This is a genomic window from bacterium, assembly GCA_035945995.1.
GTDB lineage: Bacteria > Sysuimicrobiota > Sysuimicrobiia > Sysuimicrobiales > Segetimicrobiaceae > DASSJF01.
In genome coordinates this window covers 25,376-44,784 of the sequence record DASYZR010000135.1, presented here as the reverse complement: position 1 = coordinate 44,784, position 19,409 = coordinate 25,376, and the positions used below count along the sequence as shown (strand labels likewise).

At 60.8% G+C, this 19,409-nt stretch carries 18 protein-coding genes; 2 read left to right on the top strand and 16 right to left on the bottom strand.

Features of this window, described 5'->3' with window-relative positions; all coding sequences use genetic code 11:
• Positions 1-10 precede the first annotated feature (10 nt).
• The 13 genes from VGZ23_15450 to VGZ23_15390 form a co-directional block, all read right to left on the bottom strand.
• Positions 11-814 carry an amino acid ABC transporter ATP-binding protein gene (locus VGZ23_15450; protein HEV2358987.1) on the bottom strand — a complete coding sequence of 268 codons (804 nt, stop codon included), beginning with the start codon at positions 812-814 and terminating at the stop codon, positions 11-13.
• A complete protein-coding gene (locus VGZ23_15445; protein ID HEV2358986.1) occupies positions 815-1,537 on the bottom strand; it encodes an amino acid ABC transporter permease in 723 nt (240 codons plus the stop codon).
• A gap of 212 nt (positions 1,538-1,749) precedes the next feature.
• The gene (locus tag VGZ23_15440; protein HEV2358985.1) at positions 1,750-2,643 is read right to left on the bottom strand and encodes a transporter substrate-binding domain-containing protein; all 894 of its coding nucleotides are present in this window, start codon (positions 2,641-2,643) and stop codon (positions 1,750-1,752) included.
• Positions 2,644-2,732: 89 nt separating this feature from the next.
• Complete coding sequence (locus VGZ23_15435) at positions 2,733-3,659, bottom strand: aminotransferase class IV (GenBank protein ID HEV2358984.1); 927 nt, start codon at positions 3,657-3,659, stop codon at positions 2,733-2,735.
• 63 nt (positions 3,660-3,722) lie between these two features.
• Positions 3,723-4,361 (bottom strand): FCD domain-containing protein, encoded by a 639-nt coding sequence (locus tag VGZ23_15430; protein HEV2358983.1) that lies wholly within the window; start codon positions 4,359-4,361, stop codon positions 3,723-3,725.
• Between the two features lie 583 nt (positions 4,362-4,944).
• Positions 4,945-5,844, bottom strand: coding sequence for an aminotransferase class IV (locus tag VGZ23_15425; protein HEV2358982.1), 900 nt, complete (start codon positions 5,842-5,844; stop codon positions 4,945-4,947).
• Positions 5,845-5,915: 71 nt separating this feature from the next.
• Complete coding sequence (gene speB, locus VGZ23_15420) at positions 5,916-6,878, bottom strand: agmatinase (protein HEV2358981.1); 963 nt, start codon at positions 6,876-6,878, stop codon at positions 5,916-5,918.
• 63 nt (positions 6,879-6,941) lie between these two features.
• Positions 6,942-7,787 carry an ABC transporter permease gene (locus tag VGZ23_15415; protein HEV2358980.1) on the bottom strand — a complete coding sequence of 282 codons (846 nt, stop codon included), beginning with the start codon at positions 7,785-7,787 and terminating at the stop codon, positions 6,942-6,944.
• A gap of 53 nt (positions 7,788-7,840) precedes the next feature.
• On the bottom strand, positions 7,841-8,851 hold the full coding sequence (locus tag VGZ23_15410) for an ABC transporter permease (protein HEV2358979.1): 1,011 nt from the start codon (positions 8,849-8,851) through the stop codon (positions 7,841-7,843).
• Positions 8,852-8,916: 65 nt separating this feature from the next.
• Positions 8,917-10,398: an ABC transporter substrate-binding protein gene (locus VGZ23_15405; GenBank protein HEV2358978.1), complete on the bottom strand. Its 1,482-nt coding sequence runs from the start codon at positions 10,396-10,398 to the stop codon at positions 8,917-8,919.
• Positions 10,399-10,535: 137 nt separating this feature from the next.
• Entirely contained in the window at positions 10,536-11,564 is a 1,029-nt protein-coding gene (locus VGZ23_15400) for an alpha-ketoacid dehydrogenase subunit beta (GenBank protein ID HEV2358977.1), read from the bottom strand.
• Positions 11,561-12,541, bottom strand: a complete 981-nt coding sequence (locus VGZ23_15395) for a thiamine pyrophosphate-dependent dehydrogenase E1 component subunit alpha (protein ID HEV2358976.1) — start codon at positions 12,539-12,541, stop codon at positions 11,561-11,563. The genes VGZ23_15400 and VGZ23_15395 overlap by 4 nt, the downstream gene beginning before the upstream one ends.
• Before the next feature lie 10 nt (positions 12,542-12,551).
• On the bottom strand, positions 12,552-12,794 hold the full coding sequence (locus VGZ23_15390; GenBank protein ID HEV2358975.1) for a biotin/lipoyl-containing protein: 243 nt from the start codon (positions 12,792-12,794) through the stop codon (positions 12,552-12,554).
• 121 nt (positions 12,795-12,915) lie between these two features.
• On the opposite strand from VGZ23_15390, the gene VGZ23_15385 reads away from it, so the two are divergent.
• A complete protein-coding gene (locus VGZ23_15385) occupies positions 12,916-13,866 on the top strand; it encodes a LysR substrate-binding domain-containing protein (GenBank protein ID HEV2358974.1) in 951 nt (316 codons plus the stop codon).
• A 1,042-nt stretch (positions 13,867-14,908) separates the two neighbouring features.
• Here VGZ23_15385 and VGZ23_15380 read toward each other — a convergent pair.
• The 3 genes from VGZ23_15380 to VGZ23_15370 all read right to left on the bottom strand — a co-directional run bounded on the left by VGZ23_15380 (position 14,909) and on the right by VGZ23_15370 (position 17,890).
• Positions 14,909-16,006 (bottom strand): IS110 family transposase, encoded by a 1,098-nt coding sequence (locus VGZ23_15380; protein ID HEV2358973.1) that lies wholly within the window; start codon positions 16,004-16,006, stop codon positions 14,909-14,911.
• Between the two features lie 241 nt (positions 16,007-16,247).
• Entirely contained in the window at positions 16,248-16,733 is a 486-nt protein-coding gene (locus tag VGZ23_15375; protein HEV2358972.1) for a DUF2442 domain-containing protein, read from the bottom strand.
• Positions 16,734-17,473: 740 nt separating this feature from the next.
• Positions 17,474-17,890 carry a MerR family transcriptional regulator gene (locus VGZ23_15370; protein ID HEV2358971.1) on the bottom strand — a complete coding sequence of 139 codons (417 nt, stop codon included), beginning with the start codon at positions 17,888-17,890 and terminating at the stop codon, positions 17,474-17,476.
• 103 nt (positions 17,891-17,993) lie between these two features.
• On the opposite strand from VGZ23_15370, the gene VGZ23_15365 reads away from it, so the two are divergent.
• Positions 17,994-19,394, top strand: a complete 1,401-nt coding sequence (locus tag VGZ23_15365) for an FAD-binding oxidoreductase (GenBank protein ID HEV2358970.1) — start codon at positions 17,994-17,996, stop codon at positions 19,392-19,394.
• Positions 19,395-19,409 lie beyond the last annotated feature (15 nt).

The following is a 19,409-nucleotide window of genomic DNA, read 5'->3' as shown; positions in this document are numbered from 1 at the left end:
GGCTGCTTTGCTATGCGTCGTTCAGCGTCGAAACTCGCTGATTTCCCAACGACTCGTCTCGCTCGCGAATAGAGCGCAGGAACTGTCGTGTGCGCTCGTTCCTCGGGGCGGCGAAGATCTGTTGAGGAGTCCCTTCTTCAATCACAATCCCGTCAGCCATGAACACGACGCGGTCGGCGACATCACGCGCGAACCCCATCTCGTGAGTGACCACGAGCATGGTCATCCCGTCCGCGGCAAGTTGACGCATGACCCGGAGTACTTCTCCGACGAGTTCAGGATCCAGGGCCGACGTCACCTCATCAAACATCATCACCTTGGGGCGCATCGCCAGTGCTCGCGCAATCGCCACTCGCTGCTGCTGTCCGCCGCTGAGCTCATGAGGATACGCGTCGACCTTGTCAGACAGCCCGACCTTGGCCAGAAGATCGAGCGCGCTGACTCGTGCCGCGTCGCGTGGCTCTCGACGGACGTGTACGGGAGCCACCATGATGTTCTCCAGTGCCGTGAAATGCGGGAACAAGTTGAACGACTGGAACACCATTCCCACTTGAGAGCGGAGCGCTTCGATCCGATGGTCGGGATCCACTCGCACCACGCCGCTTCGCGTGAATCGGTAAACCGGAGTACCCTCGATATAGATCGTTCCGCCGTCAATGCGCTCGAGATGATTGACGCAGCGCAGGAGGGTTGTCTTTCCGGAGCCCGAAGGTCCAATGATACATACGACCTCGCCTTTGGTTACCTCCAACGTCACGTCGCGCAGGACCTGATGCCGGCCGTACCACTTGCTGACCTGCTCTAACCGGATCATTCAGACGGCCTCCTGCGGCACGCGAGCCGTGGATGCGGGGGGTTGTCGACGCGTCCCGATCCGCAGACGACGCTCCAAGAACTGCACACCCAAAGATCCTGGGTAGGACAACGCCAGGTAAAACAGCCCGATCAGCGTAAACACGGTGAAGTACTGGTAGTTAACCGAGGACACGATCTGCCCCGAAAAGAAGAGTTCTTTCACCGTGATGATGGATGCGAGGGCGGTGTCCTTGAAGAGACCGATGAAGTAGTTACCCAGCGGCGGCACGACGATGCGGATCGCCTGCGGGAGGATAATCAAGCGCATCGTCGTCATCCGGGACATCCCCAGAGCTTGCGCCGCCTCGAGTTGACCCTTCGCCACTGCTTGAATCCCGGCCCGGTACACTTCGGACAGATATGCCGAGTAGTTCAGGGTCAGGCCGATTACCCCGGCGGTGAACGGCGGGAATCGGATCCCAAACACGGGCAGCACAAAGTACACGTAAAATAGCTGCAGCAGGGCCGGCGTGCCGCGGATAAGCTCCATGTAAATGGTCGCCACAGCCCGAATTGATTTGAGTCGAGTAATGCGCGCCAAGGCGACGAATAACCCGAAAACGAGGCTGAGCGCCATGACCGTCACTGTCAGTTCGACACTAACCAGTGCGCCTTTGGCCAGATCCGGCAAATAGCCCACCGAAGCGCGGAAGTCGAACAAGGAGACGAAATTCCGCAACATGTCCTACGCCCCCGGCCTCGTGTGCGCGAAGGCGGCGGGGTTCGTGGCAAGTCCCGGCCGCCAACAGCTGGATGCGCCCGCCTGGTCGCCGTGAGTGCTTAGTAACCGACGTCTTTGGGCGCGAGGACAGCGAGCGACGCGCCCCTGCCAAGGCACGACACCGGTAGTCACGGATGCACCCTTCAGGCGGAGCATGATGCCGACCAGCCCCTCTACTGAGTCGGGACGGGATAATTGAAAACGTAGCTGGCGGGCAATCCACCCTTCACGATGAACTTCATGATCGTGCCATCGGCCCGCATCTCTTCAAGCGCTCGAGAGAGCGCCGAGTTGAGGTCCACATCTTGTTTGCGAAGAGCATAGCGCGCGTAGCCCAGTTCCTGCGCGGGTGGGATGCGTACATCCGTCAGTTCGATATTGAGGCCCGGGTTGTTTTTGATCACTTGCTTGATCTTCATGAAATCGTCAACCGCCACATCGATGCGCCCCGCCGAGAGATCCGCGAATTCTGCTTCACTCGTCGTATACAGCTTTATTTCTTTGATGTCTTTTCGCGCCTCTAAGATGGGCTGATAGAATGTGCCCCGATATGTGGAAACAACCTTTCCGGAGAGATCCGCCCAAGAGTGAACACTTTTCGGGTTGCCTTTGAAGACGGCGACACCGCCGCCGTACCAGTAGGCTGGGCCGGTAAATGCAATTACCTTCAACCGCTTCGGATTCTCGTGAATATTATCGCCTATGACATCGCCACGGTTGGACAGGAGCGTCGGAACCATCGCATCGGGGGCCACCAGCTGAATCGACACCTTCGAGATTCCCAGGCGTCGGACGGCGTCCCTTAGAACGTCGACGTCGATTCCGGCAAACTCGTGAGTCTTGGGGTCCTGGTATGTCCAGGGAAAATCGGAGGCAATAATGAGCCTGACTCCATTTTGTACCGCGCGCTTGTACGACCCGTCGCCGCCGGTGAAGGAAACTCCGAGAATGGGTCCCGAGGTCCCGAATTCGTCTACTACGCTGGCAAACGCCAATAACGAGCCCATTGCGAGGATCCCAGTTACGAGCAGAGTCCTCAGGGCCAGTCTTCGTAGCCGCAGATCCATTTCATCGCCCCCTCTCACATCTAACAATCGTTCCTCCGCTCGATAACGATGCGAAAACGCGGTGGCCTCTGCTCCCGTTGGGCCCAACGTTAGGAATAAATTGGCGTACCGTGAGTGCCGCTCGCGATCAGTGCCTCGTATGCGTCCTTAAGCCGGTAGAAGACCGGCCCGGGTTGTCCGGTGCCCACCTGGCGACCGTCAATCGCCCGAACCGGTACCAGCCCGCCGGCCGTACTGGTCAGGAACACCTCGTCCGCCGTGTACGCGTCGTAGGGAGTGAGCGACCGGGCCGTCGCTGGGATGCGCAACTCGGCGCAGAGATCGAGGATGGTCTCCCGCGTCACGCCCTCGAGGACTCCCTCCGACGGCGTGGCAATCCCGCCGTTCTTGACGACAAAAAGGTTGTACCCGGAGGCTTCCGTCAATCGTCCAGCCATGTCGAGCAAAATCGTTTCATCGTATCCGGCGCGGGTCGCCTCAATTCGCGCCACGACGAAACTCAGGTAGTTGACGCTCTTGACGCGCGGGTCTAGGCACTCCTGAGGAATCCGTCTCGTTTTGGGGATGTTGACGGAAATCCCCTGAGCCGCCTTCGCGGGATCCATGAGGTAGAGGTAGTCTCGCGCAAAGACGATCACACTCGGCTCGCACTTGCGTAGATCGAAGGAGAGCATCGGGCCGGTCCCGCGGGTCACCAGCCACTTGATGTAGGCATTCTGGAGTTGGTTGCGGCGGACGGTCTCGACGATAGCCTCCCGTAGCGCGGTGAACGTCATCGGCAGTTCGATGCAGACGACCTGAAGCGATTGCCGCAGGCGCTCAAGGTGCCGATCCAGCTTGAAAATCCTGCCGTCCCAGGCGAACGCCGTCTCGAACACGGCGTCACCGTATAGCACGCCGCGATCAAAAATCGAAAGAGCCGCCTCGTGTTCCGCGACAAACTTGTCGTTCAAGAACACAACCCGTTCTGACGACGATACCTTGGGAACGCGTTCCTGCTCGCTCACAGGTAACATGCGGAAGCGAACCTCCCCCCCGACAGTGGTGTAAACGCCAGCCCCAGCGAGAGTGCCCCTGAGCTAGTCCGACGTGGACTGAAACTCATCGGGAGCCTCCGGAAATGCTCTCGCGTATTCCTCATTCCACGCTCGGAAATGCGCATCGACGGCACCGGCGGCCGCCGCTGGGTCGTGAGCGCGGACTGCCTCGAGGATGGGAAAATGGACGGCCGTCAACCGGGCATCGGCTTCGGGTGACATGTGAGCCACTCGGTTGCGATACTGGAGCACCGGCAAAAGCACAGAAGCGAGTCCTTCGATTATCAACAACAACACGGGGTTATGCGATGCTCGGGCTAGCGCAAGGTGGAAGTCGTAGTCCGCTACAGCGCCCTCCTCCGCCGTCTCGGCCGCGCCGAGCCGCGCCGCTGCACGGCTCAGCGCGGCGGCATCCTCGGGCGTTGCGTGCTGCGCGGCGGCATACGCCAGTTCACGTTCGAGGAGCTCGCGGGCTTGTTCAAGCTGCTCAAGCGTGAAGTAGTGGAGTTTCAGCGCCATTTCGAAGTAGAGCTGAACGAACGCAGGATCCGGCATCGAAAGATACGTTCCGCTCCCCTGTGTTCGCCGAATTAGGCCGAGGCTTTCGAGCGCCGCGAGACGTTCCCGAAGAGAGGTGCGGTTAACACCCAACGCATCGGCGAGTTCTCGTTCGGTGGGCAAACGAGCGTTGGATCCAGTGGAAGTCCCCACTTCCGAAAGGACGTGTTTCAGGCCCTCCAGAGTGTGGTCTAGTGTCCCTCTAACAATTGGTCTAACCATATTGGTTTAACCTATTTATAGACGCAATCCGATAGAGAGTCAAATCAGTAATTATGGTGAAATCATCGATAAATTCGATTGAATCACTGAATTATTGCGAAATGCTTCTCGACGCTACGAAAATGTCGTTCTTTTATTGTGGATCTATGGCATTATCTTGGTTACTAGCGAGCAGGCCTCGGTGAGACCAGAGAGACGGTCGTCGGGCTTGTCAATCTGCCAACCCTCAGTATTCTTCCGGACATTCTTCCTGCCGTTTCGGACGCGCTTCAGCACAATGCCACCGAAGTCCAGAGTCTGCGAAACGGCAACGTTGATGTCGGTCTTCCTTTCCCCGCCGGTGGATTGTTAGTCGCATTGCGTTCCGATACTGCCCGTTCTTATGCTGCCGGTCTGGCCATGGTCTCGCTTCCGAGCCAGCGCCACTCTCCACGCGACATACGACCATCGCAGTACTGGGTGTTCTCACCGGCACACCGACACCTCAGACCTTTGTGCAATGCTCTCCTCCCTCCAGCATCGCGCGAAACTCCGTCCTAATGGCACGGAAAATCGGTCCGGGCTCACCAGTGCCGATCGGTCTGCCGTCCACCTCGCTGAGCGGCAGCAAACCACCTACGGTACTGGTGAGAAACGCCTCGTCCGCCACCCAGCAATCGTATGAGGTGATCACGCCTATCCGACAGGGAATGGAGAGCCTCTTGCAAATCTCAATGACCGTCTCGCGAGTTATCCCCTCGAGGATCGAGCGGCCGGGGGTAATCACCTCGCCTCCGCGGACCACGAAAATGTTCCAGCCGGGAGCTTCGCATACGCATCCATCGACATCCAGCATGAGTGCTTCATCGTATCCGGCCTCGAGCGCCTCAAGCCGGGCGAGCGCAAACGGCAAGTAGTTCAGGCTCTTGATCCTTGAGTCGAACACATCGTCCGGGGTCCGCCGGATCGATGCGATCGTGGCGCGAACGCCCGGCCTGTCCACGAACGGGTTAGCCTTCTCCGGGTACGGCACGGCAATGACGATCAGGCTCGGGACGGAACGCAACAGGTCCATATATGGGGCCGGGCTGGTTCCTCGCGTCATAATGCATTTGATGTAGACGTTCTCAAGTCGGGCCATCCGGATTGCTTCCGTGATCACGTCCCGAATCCGTTCCTTGTCCAGCGGGGGCCGAATCTTCACCGCTCGGGCGGAGCGAAACAAGCGATCGAGATGTTGATCCAATTTGAAGATGGCTCCCTTCCAGGCCATAAGGGTATCGAAGACTCCGTCGCCGTGTAAGAGGCCATGATCGAAGACTGAGATAGCCGCCTGATCACGCGGAAAAAACCGACCATTGACGTAGATGATCCCGTCGGTCGCCGTACGAGCGAATTCCTTCACCTTAACAGTCCTCCTCTTTCTGTGGAGCTTTCATCGCAAGCAGTCGCCCTCGCGCGCGAGACGCCGGATTTTCACCTGACGCGCCGACCGTCGTCACGACGAACGACGGCCCGAGTGCAGAGAAACTCAAAAATAAGCAGTGAAGCAAGGATTGAGGTGATGCTGGCCACATCATACATGGGTTGGACCTCGACAAGATCAAATCCCACGATGGATGGAAAGTCGACAAGATGCCTCATCAACACGAGTGCTTCACGGCTTGTCAGCCCCCCGGGGACGGGCGATGTCGTGGCCGGGGCAAACGCGATGTCGATCGCGTCGATGTCGAACGTGACATAACACTTGGTGTCTTTCAGCCAGACCAGTTGCTGCGCCACCCAGTCGAGCCCATTTCTTGAAACCTCATCCATGGTTAGGCTCCGAACCCCGTGCTCGCGAATGAAACTGAACTCCTCGTCTCCGTACACAGGACCACGGATGCCAATCTGCGCCCACTTTCGCGGATCGATCAGGCCCTCTTCCACGGCTCGGCGGAAGGGTGTTCCGTTGCCGTACTTGCTCCCGAAGTATTCATCTCCAGTATCCACATGCGAGTCCACCTGAATCAGTCCCAAAGGACCGTGAGTCTTGGCAGCGGCACGCAAGATCGGCAGGGAGATCGAGTGGTCGCCGCCCACGGCGACCGGCAGTACGCCGGCGTCCACAATCTTTGCGACCGTGTCTTGGATCAACTGTCTCGACACTGCCGGGTCGAGAGGATTGATCGGACTGTCGCCGAGGTCCGCGATCTTAAGGACATCATACGGACTCACATTGAAGGAGGGATGGAACGGTTTGATTACGGCTGCAGACATCCGGCGAACCTCCGCCGGGGCGAACCGTGACCCCGTGCGATAGCTTTGTCCACCATCAAAGGGCACGCCGAAGATGGCCACGTCGAGACCCCGCGGATCCTCGATATGGGGCAGGCGAAAGAACGTTGGGATGCCGGCGAACCGTGGGAGTTTGAGAGAATCGACGGGCTGAAATTCCATTTGTGCTATCCCTCCTTGCTCTTGGCGGACTTGTCTCTCTCGCCACAGGGGTTCGGTGGACGATCAACTTAGGGTCAATCGCGACAAGTTCCGGCGGCGAAGTCCGACGCCGAGCATGTTGAACCCCAGAATGCTGAAGGTTAGGGCTATTCCCGGAAAGAGACTGAGCCACCACTCGGTGGGGGCGATTCGGGCCTCGTTGAGCATCGCTCCCCACTCGGCGGCCGGAGGCCGCGCGCCCAGTCCGAGGAATGACAAGCCGGCCAGGTTACTCAGGACGCGGCCGAGGTCCAAGGGGATTAGACTGACCGGAACAACCATGATATTTGGGAGGACGGTCCGCGTTAAGATTCGGCCGTCGCGCGCGCCCAACGCTCTGCTCGCTTCGACATAGTCAAGACTCCGCGTGCGAAGTACCTCTCCGCGGGTGACTCGGGCATAGACCGGCCACCATACCACGGTCAGCGATAAGATCGCGTGGGCAACGCTCGGCCCGAGCCCGGCGGCGATCGCCATTGCCAAGACTATGGATGGAAAGCTCAAGATCAAATCGGTGAACCGCATGACGATGTCGTCGACGCCGCCGCCGATATATCCGCTGAGCGCGCCCACCGTCGAGCCGATCAGAAACGCGCAAACGACGACGACAACCCCGGCACCAAGCGTAAGTCTTCCCCCGTATAGAACGCGGCTCAGCACGTCTCTCCCCAACTCGTCTGTCCCAAAGGGATGGTCGCGCGCCGGCGCCTTCAGCACTTTGGTCAGATCCTGTGCATACGGAGAGTGGTGGACGAACGAGGAACCGGCCGCAGCAACCACAAGCGCAAGCACTGACAGCGTTATGCCCACCGCCAGATACCCGTTCCCCAGGAACACACTCAGTCCCGTCAATCGGAGCAGCACGCTCATCCGGGCACCGTCTGAGGGCCGTTGTGTGGCGACTCGTCCCAATCTTGCGCCCGTCATTCGAAACGGATCCGAGGATCGAGGAGAGCGTAGGACAGATCCACCAACAGGTTCACCGAGGCAAAGCTACCGGCCACGATGAGCGTGACACCCATGATCCCAGGGAAATCGATGTTGGTGGCGGCCTGGAAAGCATAGAATCCCAACCCAGGCCAGGAAAAGATCGACTCAGTGAGGACTGCCCCGCCCAACAGTTGACCATACAGAACGCCCAGGATCGTCAAGACCGGGAACACCGCATTCCGCAGTGCGTGGCGTAGCACGATCGCGTGTGGCGGCAATCCCTTCCCGCGTGCGGTCCGCACGTAGTCGGCCGACAGTGCGTCGGCTAGATTCCCGCGTAGAAGGATCGCGATTACGCCGATCCAGTAACTGGCCAGCACCAGCGCGGGAATGAAGAGATGAGCGAGTGCATTACTGAACACGCCCCAGTTCCCTGACAGACCGGCATCGACCAGCACCAGCCCGGTCACATGAGGTGGCGGCACCAGACCCGGATCCAACTGCCCCAGGGTCGGAATGGCCGGAAGGTAGAGGTTAACGAGGGCCAACACGACAAGCCCGAGCCAGAAGATCGGGATGCTGACCTGAACCAACGCGAGGAGATCGATCACTCGAACGCCGCGACTGCCGGCAAGCGTTCCAAGGATCGCCAGAACCCCACCGATGCTGGCCGCTACGATGATCGCCGCCGTGGCGAGCTCCAGTGTCGCAGGGAAATACTCCTTAAGATCGTCGGCGACGAAACGTCGGGATGTCAACGATACGCCGAACTCGCCACGCATCAAGTGTGTCACGTAGACGCCGTATTGAACGATAAGAGGTCGATCGAGACCCCAGCGCGCCCGGTAGGCGGCGACGATTTGCGGATTTGTGACGGCCACATCTCCGAGGTTGGCGACCACCGGATCGATCGGTGTCAGGTGAGAGACCAGAAAGGTTAGTACCGTGATGCCCAAGAGAAGAACTGGAAATGCGAGCAGTCTCTTCGCTATGAACCGCGCCATGTGTCCGCTGTCTTCAATTCGGCGCCGATTGGAGCCTCGTCAGCTTTAACATTCGGCTGTAGTTGCTACTTGACAGCCACGCCAGTCAGATCGACGGACGCGATGGCTGAGAAGCGGTCTCCCTGAATCACATCCCACACCGGGATCAGCAATTTGGGTTGCGCGACCACGGCGAACGGACCGTTCGCCAACTCCCGTTGGATAATTTCGCGGTATGATTCGACAAACTTCGCTTTGCTGATGGTGTCAAATGCTCCGGCAATCAACTGGTGCAGCTGCGGGTCTTCGAACCCCAGGCGGCGGGCGACTGCCCCGCCTGGGCCGACAAATTCCGCGGGTTCGCTGGGCCCGATATAGTCGAGCCCGAGGATGAACAGGACCATCGGGAGGCTGCCCGCGCGATAAGCGGCGAGAACCTTCGGCCGAGTCCCGGGGTCGAGCTTGACCGAAATGCCCGCCTCGCTCAAGTCCGCGGCGATTTTGGGGGCTAGCGCGTCGTATGAGACCCCGTAGTCCACTGTACCGCCAGGATAGCTCATGGTCACTGCGAAGCCGGTTGGGTAACCTGCGGCCCGCAACAACTCTTTTGCCTTTGCGATGTCGCGGCGGATCCGTATGCGGTCGTTGAAGATCTGATCTGATCCAAGGATGCCCACAGGAATGGGCGTCGCCGGCTTTTCCGATTGCCCCTGCAGCATACCGTCCACGATACCATCCTCATCCACCGCGTATCGGACCGCCGTCCGCACGCGCGGGTCACTCAGGGGACGGGATATCTCTGGTTTGGTTGTCATCCCGACGTAGATCGCGTTGAACGACTTCCCGGCGAGGATGTGAACGCCGTTCAATCGCTTCAGCTCGATGGCCTGCTGAATCGGCAACCCCAGCGCGATCTGAGCTCGCCGCGATCGAAACGCAAGCAATCTCGCCGCCGGCTCCTTCGCATGCAGAAAGATCACATTCCCCCCGTAGACAGTCCCACGCGCGTAGTGCGGATTCGGCTCGAGCACGGCCCGCTGATACGGGCTGTAGCTGGTGAGCATCCAGGGCCCACTCCCGGCGGAATGCGCGTTTAACCACGGCGTGGCCGTATCGCCCTTCGCGGCATCTGAACCATCGGTCCCTCCGTGGGCTGCCACGGTCTTGCTGTCGAGCACACTGAACTGCGGAGCGGTGAGCCGGGACAAGAACGTAATGTCGGGTGTCCTTAGGTTGATCGCAACAGTATACTTGTCCGGAGCGTCGATGACCGCGATGGAATCGGCCAGGAACGACGGGTTGTCCTTTAGGTTCTTGAGCCGCTGAAACGACCACACCACATCATTCGCCGTTACTTCATTCCCGCTGGCGAATTGCACGCCACGCTTCAGCCGAAACGTGTAGACTCGGCCGTTCCTTGACACGGTCCACTGCTCCGCCAGTCGAGGGACTTCTCGCGTGTAGTTTTCCCGCTCGTACGTCACGAGCGTGTCGTATGTATTGGCGATGATAGGAGCGGAGACGAACTCGAAGAACCGGCCAGGATCATAGGTGATGACCGGTGACATGTCTTGCATGATTACAATTGGGGAACGGACATCGCTGCTGGCGGGCAAAGGTTCGATCGCGGCAGATGCTAACCATCCGCATATCGCTACGATAAACCCGAGCACGTGCACGGGATTTCGCATGGTCCCCCCCAATTTCAATCCTTGTCGAAGGTCTTCACTCCACTATCCTCCGCTCGAGCCCGGTTGCCAGTCACCAGGCCGCGCACCGCTGCCTCAATCCGCGCCTCTGATGGGATGACCTCATCTTCGAGCTCGGCGGCGTAGGGCATCGGCGTCCTGGCGCCTCCGAGTCGCCGCACCGGAACGTCGAGCTCCCGCCAGCATGCCTCCGTAATGCTCGACGCAATCTCCGCCCCGAACCCGTAGAGGACCGGGGCTTCGTGACAGACGAGAACGCGGCGAGTGTGGCGGACGGACGTCACGATCGTATCGAGATCGAGCGGATACAAGGTTCGCGGATCAACAATCTCGATGTCGATCCCATCAGCAGCGAGGCGGTCGGCAACGGCGATGCTGCGATGTAGCATTAATTGGGTCGCCACGATCGTGACATCCCGGCCCTTCCGAGCAACCCGCCCTACGCCCAAGGGAACGGGGGTGTCGTCCACAAGGCCGCGGACATTATACAAGTTCTTGTGTTCTAGAAAGATCGTCGGGTTGGGACTGAGGATGGAGGACCGCAGGAGCCCACGGGCGTCGTGCGGAGTCGAGGGCAGGACGACCTCAAGACCGGGAATATGCGCAAAGAGGGTCTCAAGCGATTGCGTGTGCTGCGCGGCCTTGCCAGCGCCCCAGCCCGTATTGCTTCGAATGACGAGCGGGACGTCAAACTGACCGCCAAATTTGTAGCGGATCTTGGCGGCTTGATTGACGATCGGATCGAAGCCGAGTAGTGAGAAATCTGAGTACATGATCTCGACCACGGGACGACACCCGCACAACGCCGCCCCTACGCCGGCAGCGAGGATGCCCTCCTCACTGATTGGCGTGTCCCGAACCCGCCCGGGGCCAAACTCGGCCAACAGGCCACGCGTGACGCCGTGGATGCCACCACCTGCGCCCCAACGGGTCAACTCCTCCCCCATGATAAAGACCCGAGCGTCCTCCGCCATGGCCGAGCGCAGCCCGTCGTTGAGGGCCCGCCACAACGTCATTTCACTCATCCGTAGAAACCCCCATACACCTGCGTGTAGGCCGCGCTCGGAGGCGGGACGGGCGCCGCAAGAGCAGTTTTCTCCGCTCGCGCAACCATCCGTGCCACATCATCCCGCAACTCCGCGAGGTGGTGGTCCGTCAGGACGCCACCGTCGAGTAGTTCCCCTTCGAGGCGGCTAATCGGATCACGCACCCGCCATGCCTCGCGCTCCTCGTTTGTCCGGTAGATCTCAGTATCGCCCGCATGATGCCCTAGGAATCGATACGTGTCGGCCACAATGAGAGCCGGCCCTTCGCCCTTGCGCGCTCGAAGGATGGCCGGGCGCACGCCGCTCCAGACCGCATAGACATCCATACCATCAACGTTCGTGCCGGGAATCCCGTATGCCACTGCCCTCACCGTCAGATCAGGCACGCTTGCCATCTCTTCGACCCGCGATGATTGGGCAAAGTGATTGTTTTCGCACACATAGACACAGGGCAATTTCCAGATGGCTGCGAGGTTGAGCGACTCGTGAAAGATCCCTTGATTGATGCCGCCTTCGCCAAAGTACGCGACAGCGATCCATGGCGCCCGGGTCTGCTGAGCAGCAAGGGCGGCGCCCGTCGCGAGACCGATGCTGGCGCCCACGATGCCGTTCGTCCCCAGGATCCCAAGCTCTCGCACGGCGAGGTGCATGGACCCACCCTTGCCCTCGGAATATCCCGTGGACCGTCCAAAGAGTTCAGCCAGCATTCGCTCTGGATCGGCGCCTTTCGCGAGGCAGTGCGCATGACCGCGGTGAGTGCTCGTGATTTTGTCCTCGCGTTCCAGTTGGAGGCTAATCCCCACTGCAACTGCCTCCATGCCGACGGAAGGATGTGTCGTCCCGCGAATGTATCCCCGCTTGGAGTACTCGCCGAGACGTCCTTCAAGTTCGCGAATCGACATCATCAACCGCAGCGCTTGGGATCCATAAAGCTGAAGCCACAGCGACCGGTTCATTCGATCAGTATCAGTCATGCTCGATCACCCCGATGACTTCGCCTGCGTGGATGAGGTCATGAGGCTGCCGCAGGCGCCTGAGCTGCCCTGCGGTCGGGGACGCAATCTCAACGATGACCTTCGCCGTCGAGATCTGAGCGATGGCCTGGTCGGCTTCAACCACAGTCTCATCCTCCGCAAGCCAGGCGATTAGTTCGACCTCTGGATCTTCTCGGAACAACGACTGATCGAGTACGATCGGTGTTTTCGCCAATTCCCCCTCCGCGGCGCCTGCGCTCGTGCGGGAGCTAATACCCTACGACATCACAGTAGGAATCGAGATTATAGAAGTCCAATATAATTGTTATTGTGATTAATACCATCTTGGTATCAATGTGAGCGTAAACTTGCGCCATCTTCGATATTTCATCGCCGTCGCCGAGGAATTGCATTTCGGTCACGCGGCGAAGCGCTTGAACATCGCTCAGCCTCCGTTGAGCCTACAAATCCGCCGCCTTGAAGAAATGGTTGGGGCCCAACTGCTTTTTCGCACCAAGCGGCGGGTCGAGTTAACCGATGCTGGGCGGATCTTTCTGGACGAAGCACGACAGATCATGGATCACGTGGATCGGGCTGTGCTGGCTGCACAGCGAGCCGGCCGCGGAGAAACAGGTAAGCTAGTGATCGGGTTCGTCAACGCCGCGACCTTTAGTATTCTTCCAGATATCCTCCAAGCGTTTCGGACGCGCTTCCCCGACGTGGCGGTGACGTTGCACGAATTGAGCACAGAACGTCAGGTTGAGAGTCTGCGCAGTGGCAGTATTGATGTTGGGTTTCTCCGCCCCCCCATCGACGGCGATGTCCTGAGTCTACTTCCGGTACTGCGAGAGGCTCTGGTTATGGCATTAGAGGAGCACCATTCGCTTGCCGCTCACGCAGCACCCTCGTTGCGATTGTTCGCGAGAGAGCCGTTCATTCTCTTCCCTCGCCGCCTTGGCCCCGGACTCTACGATCAAATCATTCGCCTCTGCCAGCGATCAGGGTTCACACCACATGTCGTACAAGAAACCGATCAGATGCAGACCATAGTAAGCTTGGTGGCGGCCGGAATAGGTGTTGCTTTGGTGCCCGCCTCGCTACAGAATCTTAGACGGACCGGGGTAGTTTACCGGACCGTGCCAGAGTCAAGGCCTATCGTTGAGGTCGCAGTCGCATGGAGGGGGGACATGTTTTCGACAAACTTGCGAACGTTCCTCAACGTAGTCAAAGAACGTTGCACAGCCCGGAGATCTATAACTCTTTGCGATCCGACAAAGATCACCCCAAGGACATCTCGCGACTGCTGAAACGTGTCCGGAACTGTCCCCGTCCCTGTACGGTCGAATGAGCGTTGGTCGAAAATTATGGCACTCACGCGGCGCCTACTTCGTCATTGGCACTCGCGATAGGATGTCCCTTCGTGGCGACGAAGTGTCCGTCGCCGCCCACCGCTCGCACCAACTAGAGCGTCAATTGTGCTGTCTCTAAGATGCCTTCACCTGGCTGACCGAATGTATAGACCGTCTCAAGTCAATATGTCACGCCGACAAAGATGATTTATCCTGCCGACAATACCGAAAGCGTTGTCGATTGGGCCGATCATAGCGGAGTCGAGCGCGGCGTGGTAGTCGGGAGGCCCCGCGCGGCACCTCCTGCCAAGGGTACGACCGACTGGCCGCATGTTTCAATCGGGGGGTGCTCGGCGAGATCGAGGTCGAGGAAACGATACCACAGTGCCATCCGGCGCGCGAAGTCCCGGCTCATGCGCGACGTTCTCGTGCCGGAGCTCACCGAGGAGGCTGAGCAGCGCCCCATATTCCGGTCCTACGCCGGCGCCGATTGGACCCCTCAGGCGCAGCACAAGCGGGACTCTTGCCGTCCGTTGCGACCGCAATCACGAGATCGGTCCGCGATGAATCGTGGGCGCCCCCGGAAGATGCCCGAGGCAGGCTGTCTGATCGGTGCCCCAAGGGTGCCCCAACGGAGGGGTTTTGGACGACTGGCGACTTTCGAAAATCCTGGTATGGAAGGACCGGTCAAGTCCCTTGGTTCAATCCTTCCGGCTTAAGTACCTGATGCGATAGCGCGTTGGTGGTCGGGCATGGACAGCGCGGGTGCCAGGATGCGGCCGTATTGTCGACGGTTGATCACCCTGGTAGTCGCGGGTCACAGGATGCATGCATCCCACCGCATGATAGGGAGCCGTCGGGAGCTGCCTCGCTCTTATTGCGCGCGTTCGGATCGAAACCCTGAGCGCAAAGGGTTTGCCGAGGATTCTCCCAACCGTGGCCCGGTCCTGAGCACCCGCGCTGTCCATCCTCATGTATCGCGCGATGTCGTGAAGGCCACCTAGGCCGGAATCGCCTGCGCGACCGCCCAAATAAACTCCACCAACTCCCGCGCGACGGCCACGGCAGCGACCTGAGGCAGTTTGCCCCGATACACGAGCCGGCGGAACCGCCGATGAAGGCGCTGCTGGGCGGTCCGACTGATGGCGAGGACCGTGGGGGGAAGGCCCGCTTGGCGCTTCTTGAGCGCGCCCCACACGCCCGGCGGATGGCGATAGTGCCAGGCGGCTTGGATCAGCGCGTGGCGGATATGGGCATTGCCGGTCTTGGTAATGTGCCCACGCCAGCGCCGCTCCCCAGAGGAATCCTCGCTCGGCACCAAGCCCGTGTAGCCCATGAGATCGCGCGGCGAGGGGAACCGCCGCAAGTCGCCCAGTTCAGCCACCAATGTGACCCCCGTCAGCACATCCACGCCCCGCAGAGCTTGAAGCGCGGCAATCAGCGGCGCGTGAGGGGTCTGCGCCGCCAGCAAGGTAAGCTCAGCTTCCAGGTTCTCCAAGCGCTGCTCGGCCTGGTCGATCGTGGCGAGGTAATCGCGAAGCACGACCTGCTGACTCGCGTGCGGGACATGCAGGGACTGGAGCCAGGCCCGGTGCGCTTTGCCCCATGCGCGGCCTTCCTCTGGAGCGCGGACGCCGAGGCGCAGCAGGAACTTGCCCAATTGATTGCGGTGACGCAAGACATCGATAGAGGCGTGCCCCCGCGCGCGACTGAGATCCCGCAACGCCTCGTGGGCTTCATCAGGGATCCATACTGGAGTCAGGTCACCGCTGCGCAGTAACCGTGCCAGCTTGACGGCATCGCGGCGATCATTTTTCACGCGATCGCCCGGCTTGCGGGGAATCAAACTGGGAGCCACCACGACACACGCTGCACCAAGCCGGTTGAGCTGACGGGCCACCACATAGCCACATGGCCCCGCTTCATAGCACGCGGACAGCCGCGAGGCAGGACCTAAGCGCTTCACCAGCTTCGCCACAGCTTCAGGGCTGTTCGCTACAGCTCCCAAAGACCGTACTTCACCGTCGCGATCCGCTGCAGCGACATTGATCGACGATTTATGCACATCCAACCCAACAAAGATGGTATCCTGCGTCATGACCGGCCTCCTCTCGTATGAAGCTCTGCGCTGTGCGCAGATCCGCTCGCAGCGTAATCTTCGTGACTGCGAGCTAGGAGACCGGTCCTTCCATCTTATCTTATTTTACTGGAGCCGGCGATCGGATTTGAACCGATGACCTGCGCATTACGAAGCCCCCGCGGCCAACCTCCGACCACGTTCAGACTATTGTCCGAAGGGAGCCGTCGTTAACACAGCCCTGGTGCCCTTCGACACTTGATTACGCGTGCCGTGCGGCACGCTTGCGCTTCCGGCGTGCGGTGAGACTGCTCACCGCGACGGCCCGAGTATGCCGGCGAGGACGGCCACCCTTGCGGCCATTGGCTCGCGCGGCCGCGGCCTTTGCCGCGCTTCGGACAGCCCCGCCCTTGCGCCCCAGTTCGCGCATCCAGCGTTTCGTTCCGAACACGCCAGCGAGAAGACCGGGGATATAGTGGTCGACATCCAAGGACGCCCAGTGGAGCCCCGAACCTGCTCCCTCCAGCTCGATCTTAGCCACTTGGGCGCCCGTTGCCCTCTCAAGGCCCTGAAGATTAGTGCGAGGAATGGCGACATCGACACCAGAGGCGAGACGGATGACAACTTTATCGCTCGATGTGTCATAGTGTGCTTCAATCGCGCGGGGCCGATCATTCTCTTGCGCGCGCGCTTGTGCAATGGCGGCATCGATCTCTGTATTCGTTGTAATGACCCGATCTTGTGTCATCTGTGCATCTTCTCCCACGCGGCCGCAAGGGGCTCAAAATGCTCCGCGGCCACCTCCAGCACCCATCGCACGTCGCTACGCTTCGCATCGCCCGGCCGAATAGAGTCCTTGCGGTCTGCGAGAGCGACCGTTCCGTCCTGTCTAAGCTCCACGATCACCGCAACGCCGCCGTACAGGCCGTGGACGTGGCGACGACCATGATCTTGAGGGTACACTCGAAAGCGAACCCCTCGAGCATGAATCGTGACCACACAAGAATTATACCCAAGCGGCTTCGGTTTGTCGATAGAGGTCAGTCGAACGTCGCCCACAGGGCTTGGCGATTGACCCGAAGCTAGGTGGTTTCACCGGCATTTCTGGCGTGGCGACCGGCGCCGGCAGTCAACTGAAGCTCAACCGGACTCCGCCACGCCAGCGATCGGATGTGACCCGAGGACTTGACGGTACCACTGATGCATCGCCTGCCGGGTGAATGACCACGTGAACGGACGACGTGCGCGCGGTCGACCAGCCGGCGTTCGGTCGTGCCGGCCCGGCAGAGATGCTCAAGAGCGGCGCGCTCCTCGGGGGTGAGCGCGATGACGACCGCAGGTGGAGGACCCTTTCGACGAATACCGATTGCTGGGTCCATGGAAGCTGTGACCTCTGCTGCGACGTATGCTGCGATGAATTTGGAGCCGAGCATACGGGCCCATGGCCGGAACTCCTGGCTTCTCTCTCAGGACTTGGGCTATGGTGCACTAGTGCGAGTGGGCTTCGTGGAGCGGCTGGCCGGCCAGGCGGGCGGTGATGAGGCGGCGGAAGTTGGGGCATTGCAGGATGTCCTCGTGAGGACAGCGCAGGGCGTGGTCGACGGCCTCGCGGGCGGCCCGAGCTTTGGCGATTTGCTCGTCGAGTTCGGCCAGCTTGCGCCGAGCGAGCCGCCGCCACTCGTTCGGCGCAATCGCCCGTGCGGCCATGAATGCCTTCTGCTCGGCGAGCGAGAACCCGACGTCGCGCAGGAGCAGGATGATCCCGACGAGCTCGACTGCCGATTCGGGGTAGCGGCGTTGCCCTGAGATCCTGGCGGGCGTCGGAAGCAGGCCGAGGTCCTCGTAGTAGCGCAGGGCCGAGGGGGCAATCCCGGCGCGACGGGCCAGCTCACTGATGGTCAGCATTGGAGCTCCTTCTTCACCATCGATCGAACATCTTGACATCAAGTGTACTTGAAGGCGTAGGCTGCGGGCTATGGAGACTTGGTCCGCAAGGAGAGATCCGATGGTGCCGAGATTTGCGGAGATAATCGAACCACAAGCACGCCTACGTGGCCAGTTCCGCGGCGCGCTGCTGCGGCCGGGCGAGGAAGGTTACGACGAAGCCCGGCGCATCTGGAATGGTGGCATCGACCGCTACCCGGCCCTCATCGCCCGCTGCGCGGGCGCGGACGACGTAGCGACCGCCGTCCAGTTCGCCCGCGAGCGCGACCTCCTTATCTCTGTTCGCGGCGGCGGGCACGCGGTGGCCGGTCACGCCGTCTGCGATGGCGGCGTCATGATCGACCTCTCGCTGATGAAGGCGATCCGCGTCGACCCGTCGGCGCGCATGGCGCGGGCCGCGGGTGGCGTCCTCTGGAACGAGCTCGACCGCGCCACTCAGCCGTTCGCTCTCGCCACGACGGGCGGGGTCATCAGCCACACTGGGATCGGCGGGCTGACCCTGGGCGGCGGCCTCGGGCATCTCATGCGCAAGTACGGCCTGACCGTCGACAACCTAATGTCCGTCGATCTGGTGACGGCTGACGCCGAGCGGATCCACATCGACGCCGAAAGCGAGCCGGACCTCTTCTGGGGAGTGCGCGGCGGCGGCGGCAACTTCGGGATCGTCACATCCTTCGAGTATCGGCTCCACCCGGTGGGACCACTCGTTCTCGGCGGACCAATCTTATGGCCGCTGGCGGACGCGCCGGAGGTGCTACGGTTCGTCCGCGACTACGCCTCCGAGGCGCCGGACGAGCTGGGCATGACGATGGCCGCCATGCTAGCGCCGCCGATGCCGATTCTGCCCGCAGATCGTTATGGACAGCCGGCGCTGGCCATGATGGTCGTCTGGGCCGGCGATCCGAACGCGGGCGCGCAGGCGATTGCGCCACTGAAGGCGATCGGCTCGCCGGTCGCCGAGTTGGTACGCCCGACGCCGTACGTCGCGCTGCAATCGATGCTCGACGACGGGTCCCCGCACGGCCGGCATTACTACTGGAAGTCGCATCGCGTACGGAGGTTGGCCGATGCGATCATCGACGAGATCGTGAGGCGGATCTCCTCGATCACCTCCCCCTTCTCGCAGATCGTCATGTTCACCATCGGCGGGGCAGTGAGCCGCGGCGACCCGGCGGCAACGGCGGTCGGCGAGCGCGAGGTCGGCTTCGAGATCAACATCGCCGCCGCTTGGCCGCCGGCAGACGCCGACAGCCAGCGCCATGTCGCCTGGGTGCGTGAGGGCTGGGAGGCGATGCTGCCGTTCAGCACCGGCGTCTACGCGAACTTCCTCTCCGACGAGGGCGCCTCCGGCGTGGAGGCCGCCTACGGTGGGCGCTTGCAGCGGCTGACTGCGCTCAAGGACCGCTACGACCCGACGAATGTCTTTCACCTGAATGCCAACATCCCGCCCAGCCGGCATCTGTAACGGCCGCCGGATTGC